A 14,031-nucleotide genomic window follows, 5' to 3' on the forward strand; every position below is an offset into this window, starting at 1 on the left:
ATGGTTAGAATATGATGTTAGTAGTCAGATTGAATGAACGCGAATAAGGATAATCCAGTCCCCGTTCCTGACGGATGGTAGACCAATAGAACAGGTCGTTCATCGTGAACGAAAGACGCAGGCCGGACAGATGGAGTTTCTTTAATTGTTCGGGACGGAAATTGTAGCTCATTGTCAATGAACTCCATTGCAGGGTATTGTTTTTCTGTACAAAACGCGAAGATGCGCCGGTGGTGACATTACGGTCACGAATATCTTTCATGGTGGTTATGTCTCCCGGTTTCTGCCAACGGTCGAGCAATACCCGCTTATCTACATTGTCATTTTTAATGTCGGCATTCTCTACATAGGAGACGAGGGTATTGTTGTAAGCATCTCCACCAAAAGTATAGAGGAAAGAAGCAAACATGGATAACTGTTTATAGGACAGGGTATAACCGAATGAGCCTTGTCCCTTGGGAGCTGTATCGCCAATAATGGTCCATTCGTCGGCAGACCATACATCGGTAACGTCACCATTCCGGCGAAGGTAGATTTCTTTGCCGTTTGTGGGGCTGATTCCCAATGACTTCATCCCGTAAATAGAGGTCAGAGAGGCTCCTTCGTAATATTTCAGGTATGTTTTAGCATATTTTGAATCGGAGCTGCTTTCGGGGTTATATCCGCTGAACAGTTCTTCCACTCTTTTATTATAGTCGCGCATTGCCTGGGAGATTTCAATAATCGTGTTTTTGTTTCTTGCAAAGCTGCCGTAGAGCTGGAAGAGCCAGTTTCTGTCACTGTAAAGTCGTGCCCGCAGTTCCAGTTCGACGCCGGTGTTTTTCACCTTTCCCATGTTTTCTTTGTAGGAGGTGAATCCGGTAGAGGAAGGGATGGTATAATCGGTTATCAGGTCGATGGTACGCTCGTCGTAGGCAGAGGCTTTCAGATAGATTTTATCGTGCCACAGTCCGATTTCAACTCCATAGTCGAGGGTGTATTTACGTTCCCATTTCAGGTTCGGATTTCCCATCTGATAGAGGAATACACCGTAGCCTGTGGGATACCAGCTGTCTGTTTGCAGCTGATACATATCTTTGGCCGAATAGAGGGAGAAGTTGGTCTTTCCGGTCAGTCCGTAGGAGACACGGAACTTCAACATGGAAAAGAGTTCATTCGACTTCATAAAATCATAATTATGAATGTTGATTCCTGCTCCTGTTGACCAGAACATGGACCATCTTTTATCGGAACCGAATTCGGAAGAACCGTCGATACGTCCTGTAAGGTCGGCGAGATAGATATTGTTGTAGGTGTAGTTGGAAGTGAGCAAGGCTCCTACCAAGCGGGTGGTATTATCGGAGCTGCTGGGCTTTCCGTATACTTCTGCCGCATAGTTTGAAGAGACAAGGTCGCCACCCGGAAATCCCCGGTAACGTGTTTCGGAAGCAGTGCTCTGCGTTTGTCTCATGTTGGAGGACAAGCAGATATTGAGATTGTGTCCCTTGAAGGTATTGTTGTACATGAGTGACAGGCTTCCGTCTATCACTGTTCTCTTTTGTGTGGATTCTGTTTTTTCACCATTGATGTTGCCTGTACTGGCTGAATAACTGGCCGATGCGGGATCTTTGTACAGATCACCGGTAGAATTTCTCATCAGGACGGAAAACTGACCGCGCAGACGCAGACCGTCGGTGATACGCCAATTCAGACTAAGATCATCGGTTACTTCATCATAACCGGAATGGTCGAAGCTGTTGTAGAAGTTGATTTCGTACAGTGGATTTACTTGTGTGCCGCTAGCCCCGTCGAACTTTTCGAGACGGCGCACATAATCGCCATTTTCATCATACAGACGCATATAAGGAAGTAAATGGGAGTAATCGCTGAATGAATTGAAGGGGACATCTGTACTTTTGTTATAAGTGTAGGTCACTTTGTTCTTTATTTGTAGTCCGCCAATGCGGTAGTCTACATAAAAAGCGGCATTGGCATTCTTACGGGAAGAGTGTTTCATCACTCCTTCCGTTCCTCTGAATCCCAGTTCCACTCCCCAGCGCACGTCGTTTTCTCCACCGTCTATGAAAACGGAGTGCTTATGGTTCAGAGCCGTGCGTAGTCCTTGAGAAAGCCAATAGGTATCGACACCTGTCAGTACATTATTGAGTCGTTGGTAGTAACCGTTGGTATAGGGGTCTATTTCCGGGGTGTTGCTGTCATATAGTCCTGCCAGGCGTTCGGTTTCCAGCTTCTCACGGGCGTTCACCAGATTGTAGGAGGATAAATCCGGCAGTTCGGCAGAAAGTACTCCGGAATACTGTACACGGAACTTTCCGGCTTCAGGCGCACGCCGTTCAATGACAATTACTCCGTTGGCCGCACGTGAACCGTACATGGCAGTGGCGGCAGCATCTTTCAGGATATTGATGCTGTGGATGCTATTCATATCGAGGTCGTATATCTTTTCTACATCGACTTCAAAGCCGTCCAGTATGAAGATAGGCAGGTTGGAATTACCGCTTAGCACTTCCCGCGAAATGGAGGAGGTGGAGGTCTGCCCAAGTGTCGTTTCTCCGATACCGGTCTGACCACGCAAGACGAATTGAGGCAGGCTGTTGGGATCGGAACCAGCAGCCAGATTCTCCTGTATTCTGAAAGAGGGATCGAAAGTCTGAATGGCCGAAATCAGGTTGTTCGGGTTGACTTTTAACAGGTCTTCTTTCTCTATCTTTGTGGTATTTCCAGTGAAACTTTCTTTCTGTATGGAGTTATAGCCGGTTACAATCACTTCCTGAATACTTTCGGTAGCTTCTACCATCTGCACATCGACTTTCTGCCGGGAAGTGACTTTGATTTTACGGGTTTCAAAACCGATGTAGGAATAGATAACCAGACCGCCTTTTTCGGGCAGGGTCAATACATAGCAACCGTTTATATCGGTAATTACACCAGTAGAATGACCATCCAAACGAATCGTCACTCCTACCATCGGTTCTTTAGAGAGTTTCTCAATCACCCGGCCATAAACATAATTTCCGTGTGGAGGAAGAAGATATGTCTCTTTTGAATTATTTTTGTTTTGGGCTATTGCATTAGTAGATAGTGATAAAATGTATACAAACAATAAGATTCTATCCAAAGCCCCGGAATTTAGCTTTTGCATAACGGATATATATAGTTATTACACCCGCAAAAGTATTCTTATATGATAGACGGAGCAATCACGAATTTTAGGTATTTTACACAACTATTATACCAAAATATAATTAAAGCAATTTTTTTTTGCTTCTGTTTAGGTATTAATCAATAGCAAAAAGAATAACTGCATCATTTATCCTCTATCAAAAGGCAAATGATGCAGCTGTCGGTTATATCTGTTTTTTTATAATGCCAGACGGTATATCTCTTTGCTGTCCTGTTTCGCTAATTTGACATAGTTGCCTACCAATTCACCTTTATTCCGGTGCAGACTATCTGCAAGGCGGTCGATGTCGGGATTCTCAATGCCAAGTTCTTTGAAGGTCACAGGCAGGCCGATGGAAGTAAAGAAGGATTTCAGACGGGAAATTCCTTCAAGGGCTACCGCCTTTTTATCGTCTGATTCTGCCACTCCCCACACTCGGATGGCGTATTGGGCTATCTTATCCACATTGTGTTCTGTCATCCATGTCATCCAGGCAGGGAAGATTACGGAGAGTCCGGCACCATGAGTCACGTTATAGATGGCGCTGATTTCATGTTCGAGGAAGTGGGAAGCCCAGTCCTCTTCACAACCTACACCACAGGTTCCATTGTGGGCGATCGTTCCGCACCACATCAGATTGGCACGGGCTCCGTAGTTTTCGGGGTCTTTCATGACGGTAGTTGCCTCTTTGATGATGGCAAGCAGGGTACCTTCGCACAGGCGATCGCCTATTTCTACATCTTTCGTGTTGGTGAAATAGCGTTCCATGATGTGTGCCATCATATCGGCAATGCCGCAGGCGGTTTGGAAAGGAGGAAGTGTGTAGGTCAGCTCGGGGTTCATCACGGCAAAAACAGGACGTAGTACACCGGGAGCACGGAGGCTTAATTTCTGTAAGCCATCGACTTTCGTGATGACGGTGTTACCGGAACCTTCGCTTCCGGCAGCAGGAATCGTTAACACAACGGCTACTTTCAATGCTTTCGTCACAATGGCTTTTCCGATGTAGAAATCCCAGAAATCTCCGTTGTAAGGAACTCCGGCTGCAATGGCTTTCGCCGTATCAATCACAGAGCCACCACCAACGGCGAGCATCATGTCTACGTTTTCTTTCCGGCAGAGATCGATTCCTTCATACACTTTCGTGTCTATCGGGTTAGGCTGTACACCACCCAGCATGCAATAGGGAATACCTACTTCCTGCAATGATTTCTCAACACGGGCCAACAAGCCGCTACGTATCACGGAACCGCCACCATAAACAATCATTATTTTGCGTGCACCGTATTTCTGTACTAACACTCCGGTCTGCGCTTCCGTATCCCGACCGAACACGAATTCAGTAGGGCTGTAAAAGATAAAATTATTCATTGTCGTTTTCTTTATAGGTCTTTTCGTCAGTCTTTTCTATAGATCCAAATAGAACTCCTTTGACAAGTTTTTCTATAAGTTCTTTTATAGAGCCCTTCATAAGAGTCTTTATAGATCAGACAAAGTTATAAATTTAAGCAGAATATCTTTCTTTTGATTGTTTAAAATTTCCTACTTTCATTAGTACAAGTCCGATTACAATCCAGACCATTTCGCGTATACGGGTAATCAAAGCGGCATAGACTCCGTAAGCTCCGGAAAGGGAAAGGCCGCCTACGGCGAGGGCAAAGCCACCTTCACGACCTCCCAATTGCATAGGCAGGAAAAACAGCAGATTAGCAAGTAAAGAAGAGAAAGCCGCAATCAGGCAGCAGTCGGCAAAGCTGACATGGGTGGTCAGCACGTTCAGTATCAGCCATATTTCAAGACAACTGACTACACGGGCGGTATATTCCAGTAAGAGGGCGCTATAAAAGGTTTGTTTCTTTTGTTGGTGGAGAAGGGCAATTTGTTTGTCTATATTCTCCAACTTCTCTTTATGCGCGTTTGCAAAATGAAATACTTTCTTTTTCAGAAAAGGAATACGACCACCCATACGGACAAAAGCCACAGCCATCCCCTGCCGATAGCCTTTCATAAAAAGAATAACAATCAGCAAGCAAAAGACAGTAATAGCTCCTAAGATTATCCCCATCATCCACCCCACCGGATAGAGACAAACGTAAAGCAACACTGAACTTAACCAAAAGCAAAAGTGGGAAAAGATATGCATCATCACATAAAGAATCACGGAAGAGGTGGCGCGTTCTATTCCTATATAGGGTTTCAGCTCCATAATGCGATATGGTTCGCCTCCCATCAGCCCAACAGGAGTCACGTAATTAAGCGCAAAACCTGTTACTGTGAATTTGTAGAGCCGGACAAATGAAAACCCCGTCTTACCACCACTACGGATGATGATGTACCACGATACTGTATTAATAAGGTAGACAAACAGCCATAGCAACAAAACCAAAGGTAAATATACCCCTGCACGCTTCAAATTCAGCCAAAGCTCCTGATAATCCATATCAAAAGTGAATATCATTATCAGAACGGCAATGATACCAAAAGCGAGAAATATATTACGGTACTTGTTCTTCACTATTTGTGAGACTTATATCTATTTTTTATATGGGTATATATCTGCTTTTATATGAGTATATACTTGCTTTTTGTATGGGTATATATCTCACTTTATTCACATATAATCTTACTTTATATACGTATAATATCTTTCGAAGAATCTTTTGAACGCCGGGATTCTCATCAATATGTATTCGAATACCAGCCAACCGATTAACGCGCAAGAGATGCCAAGTAATACATCAATGATATAATGATGGCATGAATAAATAGCTGTTCCCCAAATGCCGACCATGATAATAGAGAAAAGAGTAACCACATACCACCTGCATTTACCAATAATGGCATACACCAATGCAACTACCATATAGGCCGCATGCAGTGAAGGCACTGCCGCAAAAACATTAGCATTACGCCCGTAGATAGAATCAAAGATGGTTACTCCGAAGAATGCATCAAAGCGTCCCAATCCTGCAACATTACCCGGTGTGTTTAATATCGGTTCGAAACCGTAGTTGATGGCATACCAAGGCGGAGCGGCCGGATGAATATAATAACCGGCAAAACCAATCAAATTGACAAACAAGAATACTAACGCAAAGCGAAGGTAGGTTTTTCTTTCTTTCTTGAAATACAGGCAAAGACCGAACAGGATGGGAACGGGAACCCAACAAAGGTAGAAGATTCCGGCAAAAACGTCCGCTATCGGCCAGTTGTGTGCAGCGAAGTATTCGCAAGGAGTAACCAGAAGACCATTATCCATTACTCCGAAAAGAGACTTTTCGAGATTATACAGTCCGGCCACATCAATTGGGTTCACTTCGTAGTTGGGGCAAATACGCATCCAGTCATACGAGATTCCAAAAATGGCGAAAGGTAACAGGGCCACAGCCAACTTACGAGTAGGTAATCCGGCAAAAAATAAAACTAAATAGAGTACCGCCATTAACAGGTGCTCGGAACGAAGCCCGATGAAGATACTTGTCAGCAAAAGGAAAAGAGCCATAATGACTGTCACAGTCAGGGCTTCTCTCTTCGACGGCATTTGAATATTCTTTATCATTATAATGTTTTGATTAGACAACTAGACTATTTACTATTAGACTATTTACTATTGGACTATTTACTATTGGACTATTTACTATTGGACTATTTACGATGTACTATTTAGGATGTACGATGTAAATAGTAAATCGTCCAACAGTAAATTAATTCATTCTTTCATCACTTTGTAGCAATGTCTCACACGAGCAAATGCCGTGATATTGGCAAACAGGGCAACAAAAGCCAGAGGAACAATCATAATCAGGATTGGTTCGAAAACGGTGATATCTTTGAAAACGCCACAGAACAAAGCTCCGAGACTGGTCAGCACTACGCGTTCCGGACGTTGCATGAATCCGACTTTACATTCAATTCCTAAGCCTTCGGCACGGGCACGCACGTAGCTTACCATCAGTGAACCGATTAGTGCCACAAATGCAATGAGTGCATAAAGGAAATAATCTTTCATTGATAAATAGTAACAGATACCAAAGAAAGTCATCAATTCACTGTAACGGTCGAGTACTGAATCGTAAAGCGCACCGAACTTGGAACTCATGTTGCCTAGGCGAGCTACACGTCCGTCCATCATATCGAACAGTCCGGCAAACAAAATCACACCTCCTGCCCAGCCGATAATGGCTAAATCGTTCTGTCCGCCATATATGCCGGCATATACAAACATACCTGCCGCTACTACATTCAGGATAAATCCGGTAGTGGTGATAAAGTTAGGAGTGATTCCTATTTTAATCATTCCGCGTATCAGGGGATTGATAATCTTATAAATCAACTGTTGTAAATAATCTCTGTAATTCATCTGTTTAAATCTGTTTATAGCTATTTTTATCTAAATCTTCTGTTTTCTCAATCTGTATATATCTAATTCTTTCGTTTTCTCATCAGTCTTTTCAATCCGTTTTTTCAGTTTCTTTTTCCGAATAAACTTCTGATATCTATATTCCGGTAAACAAAAAAGCGCTGCATATTATAATTCCAAAACAGTGCCACGATGATTGCCACTACCACTTTAGGGATAATGAAGAAATCTCCGAAATACAGGCTAAGTGTGTTGCGTACCCAGGGAATCTTCGCCAATGATTCCGTCAGTGCATACGTTCCCCACGTATTGAGCCAAACGCTGCAAACCCATACAAGGATAAATTTTACAGCAACGTGTGTTTTCTTTCCTTTCGATTTAAAAGTCCATTTATAGTTGATAACGCAATTAACGATTCCTCCATAGATAGCCCCCGCCAGGGTGGCATATACATAGTAGACATCAAACAGCCTGACCAGAAGAATCGTAACGAGAAAGTCTGCAATAGTTGCCATTTGAGCAGAAAGCTGCGCCCTCAAAAACATGAAGATGCCGCCTTTCTGGGAAATCATCCGTGCAACTTTTTTCAGCCAATCACCCATCTCGCTCCCACTAACAATATAAAACTATACACTCCCGCCAAAACATCGTCCATCATGACCCCTACCCCACCTTTCAGGCTTTCCATACGACGTATGCCCAACGGTTTGGCTATATCAAAGATGCGGAACAAGGCAAAAGCCGCAATCACGTACCAAAACCATTTGTCATCATTGGGAACAGCCAACAACGGTATCCACACTCCCACCATCTCATCCACTACCACACGCGAAGGATCTTCTCCCCAATAAGTCTCCAGCTTATCGGCAGCCCAAATGCCGGCGAATGTAAATACAATCACCAAAGCGGCAGTCAGCCATAATACCCAAGAGAAAGGAAAGAGAAAATAAAGTGCAATCCAAATGATAGAAGCCAGTAACGCCCCAGCCGTGCCGGGAGCAAAAGGAGAAAAACCGGAGCCAAAGCCCGTGCCTATAAAAACAGGTAGAAAGGGAGGACGCTTCATTTATTACTAATTACTAATTACAAACTACGAGTCGGTTGTGTCACGAGTCCCCCAAACGAATGGGGAATTTGTACAATAAAAAAGTAAAAGTTGAGGTTGAGCATCCACCAGTCTTTATAGGATGGTAAATCTCAATCTCAACTTATTATTTGGGGTTACTGATTAAGCTAAGTAATCAGGTTCTTTTTCACCAATCATGTTACGCAATGTCTGTTTTACCATTCTCCATTGTGTAAACAAGTCGTGTTCGGGCTGATGTTCGAAATCGTGCATCGGGCTCTTGCAGAAGAATGACAACCAAGTCTGGATGCCACACATACCTGCACGCATTGCCAAGTCGCTGAACAACACAAGGTCAAGAGCGATAGGAGCTGCAAGGATAGAGTCGCGGCAAAGGAAGTTCACCTTGATTTCCATCGGGTAGCCCATCCATCCGAAGATGTCGATGTTGTCCCATGCTTCTTTGTTGTCTTTGCGGGGAGGATAGTAGTTGATACGTACTTTATGATAAACATCTCCGTAGAGATCCGGATATTTTTCCGGTTCGAAGATAGTGTCGATTACAGACAGCTTGCTGACTTCTTTTGTCTTGAAGTTGTCCGGATCATCAAGCACTTCACCGTCGCGGTTACCGAGGATATTGGTAGAGAACCAACCGTTCACACCCAGCATACGGGTTTTGAACATCGGAGCCAATACGGTTTTCATCAATGTCTGACCACTCTTAAAGTCTTTACCGGAGATAGGTACATTCTTTTGTTTAGAGAATTCCCACATAGCAGGAGTATCCACACACAAGTTAGGAGCACCCATTACGAACGGAGCGTCTTCTGCAATAGCAGCATACGCGTAACACATACTCGGAGAAATCACGTCTGTATTGTTTTCCTTCATTGCTTTCTCTAAAGCAGCGAGTGACATGTGTTCGTCAGACAGCGGAATGTAAATTTCAGTACTTGCAGCCCAAAGCACCACTACGCGTTCGCAGTTGTTAGCAGCTTTGAAGTCGCGGATATCCTGACGAAGTTGTTCTACCATTTCCCAACGGGTAGCAGCCTTCTTCACGTGTGTACCGTTCAGACGTTTTGCCCAGTTGTGATCGAAAGCAGCCGGCATCGGTTTGATAGCTTCCAACTCTTCTTTTACTCCATTCAGGTCTTTTTCTTTCAAAACCTCGGCGTACATAGCAGCTTCGTATGCGTTGTCCGGGAAAATATCCCATCCTCCGAAAACAATGTCTTCCAAATTCGTCAAGGGCACAACGTCCTTGATGAGTTTTTCTTCGTTGTTCTCCATGCGCATTGTGGCTAACTGTGTAATAGATCCTATCGGTTTTGCCAGTCCCTTGCGAGAGGCTAGTGTACCTACAATCATCGTGGTAGCTACCGCACCACCCACTCCAACTACCAATACGCCAAGACGCCCGGTAGCGGGTTTAATTTCTTGTTTCATTTCTATTCTATTAAAATTAAACTAAAATTGATGCAAAAATAAGATTAATTAATTACTAATACGGTCTTTATTTGTCATATAAACATTGCAATTAGCAGGATTTAACTTTTAAAAGGTCATGTGGAGACTTATTCTCAAGCCTGATCTGTCAATCCCGGGCGAATCACGATAAGTGAGCCTCCAGATATAGTCCAAACGTAACACCTTGAAAATGTTTTCAATACCGACACCCGCCTCCACATAAGGTGTTTTTCCCATTGTTTGTGTGTTCTCTATCGGAAAAGCGAACAAACCGTCACTCAAAGCCGGGTTGTTTTTATCGCTCAAATGTCCATATAATCCACGACAGGAAACTATTTCTCTCCATTTAAGTTTTTTCAACAACGGTACCCGGTTGAACAGCCATCCGTTGAGGAAATAAGTAACATCCCACGAGAAATACTCATCGTTCATAAACTCCATCGCATTCATCAACGAGTAAGATTCCGGTTGGATGGTATAAGAAAGGTTGGCATTAGGCATGATAAGCAACGGGAAAGGTACTTTATCCCACACTTTACCTGCTTTTAGTATAACGTCCGTATAGCCGAACGCGGAAAACCAGAAGCGTTTCTGAATACCGGCTTCGGTATGATTGTAAGTGTAATCGCTGCCCAACGCTCCTTTTCCGGCAATGGTATGAGACAAGGTAAACACCGGTGCATCCAACGATACGGGAAAACGGTTCCATTGAGTCTGGAAGAATTTCTCATTCGGAGCATAACGCAACTTCAACTCTGCGGCACTGATAGAGAAATCTTTTACCGGGGTGTAGGTATCTCCTTCTTTCTTTAAAAAAGGAATCAGGTAGGAGGACTCATCTTTCCGTGTACGCGCTGTCAACTGGAAAGAAAAGCCGGAATAAAACTCATTGGTATAGGTCATCTCCGCCTGCCGGAAATAGCCGATACGGTCGTCCTTCTCACGTTTCAAGGCCAAGAACACATTGTCTTTGCTTGTATACAGGTAATTTTGTCCATACTGGTTCACATCTGATTCGTAACGCAATTTCAATGAATGGATGGGAAATTCATTGGCGTATTCTTTCTTCTTCTTGAAAGAATATTCCAGTTCCGCCAATCCTTTCACTCTTTCATCTTTAAACCCGTAAGCCACATATCCTTTGCCAAACAGGTGCGGATTGAGCCAGGCGGTAGTCATACCTCCGGCACGGATACGGGGGCCTTCCAATGTGTTACCGCTGATAGTGGCATTCATCGGGCCGATATAGAAAAGTGGCGCTTCTTTGGAGGTAGGAATATATCCCGTGAAGAGAATGGAAAGCACTTTCTCCGTCCAGTAATACACCGGATAACTGCGTAATTGTGTCATCAGGCGGTCTACCGAGTTTTCCTGCTGGGAGATGGCGGCTTGCGGACGATTCTCCGCCCAGAATGTTTCGGGACGCGACAGGGCTTCCGTCTCTTCAATAATACGTTCGGGTTTGGTGAAGGCTTTGTCGGCTTCGGCAGTCGGCGTAAAGGTGTAGTTGCTGTAATCCGCTACCCGGCGGGCAAAAATACCGTCCTGTCCTTCGGTCAGTTTAAACTCAACAGTGATAATTTCATGATCGAGCAGGCGTGTGCCGTCTTCAGCGCGCTTAAATTCCTGTTCGAGCAACATGTAGTCTACAAAGTTCAGGTTTATCTTTTTGGGAAAGTTGAATACGGCACGTTTAACAAAGTAAGTAGAGTCGAGCGTCACATACAGGTGTCCGTTGAAACCGAAAGACTCGGAATTAAAAGGCGTGAAAGCAAGGTCTGCACAAGGCTCTCCGGCAATCTGCAACGTGTCCATCAGGTAATATTTATAAAAGCCTGTGCCGATACGGGACAAGGGACTGACAAACTTATTCGTAAACAGGGAAATGTTGTTTTCGTAGATATCGACGTCTTTAAAGACTTCATTGATGGCTGCCTGCATCCCTTGTTTAGAAAGAAACTCATCGACACCGGCCTGTTTGCGTCCTTTCACCCATTGCTTCTCGGAACGGGGAGATTTCCGGTAATAGTCTGTGGCAAGCAGTTCACGGGCTGATACCGTCAGAATCGGTTTACCGGTAACGGCAGAAGTATCTACATATTCCGTCAGGAAATCAAATTTACGATATAGCCATTTTTTCTGTTTCTCTTCATCGAAGTTATTCAACGCAAAGGTGGTCTTTTCATAACGTTCGCGTTGCCAGAAGTCTTTCTCGTAGGGAGAGTAGTTGTCACGGCTTTCAATCATGCGGCGGACAAATTCTACGGCGGGATTATCTTTCTTCCGGTAGTGCTCACGTTTGGGTTTGACTACCACTTCACCAAGCGCGTATTCGGTAGGCGCAAGTGCTACTTTATAGGATGCATTACGGGCAGGGCGAATGGTGCGGACATAGTCATTATATCCGATTACAGAGATTACAAGCACTGCTTCGGAGCGGTGGGTTTTGAAGTAAAAGCGTCCGTCGCTTCCGGTAGTAGTTCCTTCGGTCGTGTCTTTTAAGGGTTCTTCGTCAAATTTGGTGGTAATCTCTTTTTTATTTCAACTGTCTTCTTCTTTCTTAATCCTATTAAAAGTTGTAGATATGTTTGCTTTTTAGTAACTTTAAAGACACCACATCATTAAGAGTTACAATGCAACAAGTCATATCTACAACGTACAAATATACATCAAAAAAAGAAAATACTCCTACAAATAGGGGATTATTCCATGATTTCAGATTCAGTCTTGGCTACGATAATCTGCAACAAGATGGTATCTCTGAAGCTGTTGGCTCATTGACGGTCTTTTTACATACGGCTGGCAAGGGGGCTTCCTGTCCTTATTGCGGACATTTCAGTCACCGATTGCACAGTTACTACTCCCGTCATATTCAGGATCTTGAAGTTTACGGTCATACTTTGGAGTTAGTCATAAAGGTTGGTAAATATTATTGTGACAATGTTTCTTGTCCGCAAAAAATATTCTGCGAACCGTTGTCTTTTCTGGCTCGTCGGTATGGTAGACGGAGCTATCTTGTTGAGGAACGCATCAGATCGATAAGCTTGGAACTTACTTCCCGAAAGGCCTCTTCTCTTTTGCAGCTGTTCCATATAACGGCCAGTAGCTCTTCCTGCTTACGCATCCTACAACAGTGCGGGCAACATAATCCTATGCATAATAAAAGTATTTATGTAGGTATTGATGATTTTGCCTATAAAAAAGGTAAGGATTATATGAGTGTGGTCGTAGACCAGATGACACACATGCCTATTGCTTTGTTAGAGGATAGAAGCGGAGAAGCGCTTGATAACTGGCTCGCCCGGAATCCTCAAATACAATATATAACGAGAGACCGTGGAAGATGTTTCACAGAGGCTATAAACAGAATAATCCCTGGTGTTACACAAATCTGCGACCGGTTCCATCTAACCAAGAATATGACGGACACGATGATACCGGAAATAGAGAAAATGATTCGTCAGACCAAGCAAAAGCTCAAATACGAATATCCTGACAGAGACACGGCTTCTTCGTTAATTCTTCAGGACATATTTAACATGGGAGATGTCCGACACAGAGAAAAATTGAAGATATACAGGGAAAGCCTGAACTTAAAAATGCAGGGGATGACCATTGAGCAGACAGCCGCGCATTTGGGCAAGAAAAGTCGCTACATTTATAAGCTCATTCACAACAGGAGAATAGGGGCATACTTGAATGAGCAACAGAAGACAGCTCTTAAATATGTATCCGAACTGGCTACAATCATTAGTGCGGGCTGTATTACCCGAAAAATATTGGCACAAAAAATGGGGAGTAAAATCAGTGGCGCACTTATTGGAAGGATAACATCCAGCTTGCGAAAAATGTATCAACAAAAGAGGAAGGAAGTCAAGGAGCATAATGAGAGCATTGAAAACGGAAGTAAAACACAGAGAGTTTCACAGAATCAGATACGCAAATACATTCTAAAGGGAGAATCGGATA

General features: G+C 43.7%; 9 protein-coding genes and 1 pseudogene. 1 reads left to right on the top strand and 9 read right to left on the bottom strand.

Going from position 1 to position 14,031, the window contains the following annotated elements:
• Nucleotides 1–4: 4 nt before the first annotated feature.
• The 9 genes and pseudogenes from N5O98_RS11505 to N5O98_RS11545 form a co-directional block, all read right to left on the bottom strand.
• Nucleotides 5–3,142 carry a SusC/RagA family TonB-linked outer membrane protein gene (locus tag N5O98_RS11505; protein WP_118161546.1) on the bottom strand — a complete coding sequence of 1,046 codons (3,138 nt, stop codon included), beginning with the start codon at nt 3,140–3,142 and terminating at the stop codon, nt 5–7.
• A gap of 219 nt (nt 3,143–3,361) precedes the next feature.
• Nucleotides 3,362–4,534: an iron-containing alcohol dehydrogenase gene (locus N5O98_RS11510; RefSeq protein ID WP_004314277.1), complete on the bottom strand. Its 1,173-nt coding sequence runs from the start codon at nt 4,532–4,534 to the stop codon at nt 3,362–3,364.
• Nucleotides 4,535–4,667: 133 nt separating this feature from the next.
• Complete coding sequence (locus N5O98_RS11515; protein ID WP_032851591.1) at nt 4,668–5,678, bottom strand: lysylphosphatidylglycerol synthase transmembrane domain-containing protein; 1,011 nt, start codon at nt 5,676–5,678, stop codon at nt 4,668–4,670.
• A gap of 108 nt (nt 5,679–5,786) precedes the next feature.
• A complete protein-coding gene (locus N5O98_RS11520) occupies nt 5,787–6,704 on the bottom strand; it encodes a phosphatase PAP2 family protein (RefSeq protein ID WP_004326585.1) in 918 nt (305 codons plus the stop codon).
• Nucleotides 6,705–6,872: 168 nt separating this feature from the next.
• Nucleotides 6,873–7,523 (bottom strand): CDP-alcohol phosphatidyltransferase family protein, encoded by a 651-nt coding sequence (locus N5O98_RS11525; protein ID WP_009040796.1) that lies wholly within the window; start codon nt 7,521–7,523, stop codon nt 6,873–6,875.
• A 104-nt stretch (nt 7,524–7,627) separates the two neighbouring features.
• Entirely contained in the window at nt 7,628–8,095 is a 468-nt protein-coding gene (locus N5O98_RS11530) for a GtrA family protein (protein WP_004311318.1), read from the bottom strand.
• A 14-nt stretch (nt 8,096–8,109) separates the two neighbouring features.
• On the bottom strand, nt 8,110–8,589 hold the full coding sequence (locus tag N5O98_RS11535; protein WP_004311319.1) for a phosphatidylglycerophosphatase A family protein: 480 nt from the start codon (nt 8,587–8,589) through the stop codon (nt 8,110–8,112).
• A 162-nt stretch (nt 8,590–8,751) separates the two neighbouring features.
• Nucleotides 8,752–10,041 (bottom strand): inositol-3-phosphate synthase, encoded by a 1,290-nt coding sequence (locus N5O98_RS11540; RefSeq protein ID WP_004300682.1) that lies wholly within the window; start codon nt 10,039–10,041, stop codon nt 8,752–8,754.
• Between the two features lie 108 nt (nt 10,042–10,149).
• Nucleotides 10,150–12,564 (bottom strand): annotated as a pseudogene (locus N5O98_RS11545) (DUF5686 family protein); the annotation flags it as partial.
• 131 nt (nt 12,565–12,695) lie between these two features.
• On the opposite strand from N5O98_RS11545, the gene N5O98_RS11550 reads away from it, so the two are divergent.
• Nucleotides 12,696–14,031, top strand: a 1,336-nt coding sequence (locus N5O98_RS11550; protein ID WP_269495691.1) for a transposase, incomplete at its 3' end; no start/stop codon positions are given.

The sequence above is a fragment of the Bacteroides sp. LFL-34 genome, from assembly GCF_027257075.1.
Lineage (GTDB): Bacteria > Bacteroidota > Bacteroidia > Bacteroidales > Bacteroidaceae > Bacteroides > Bacteroides ovatus.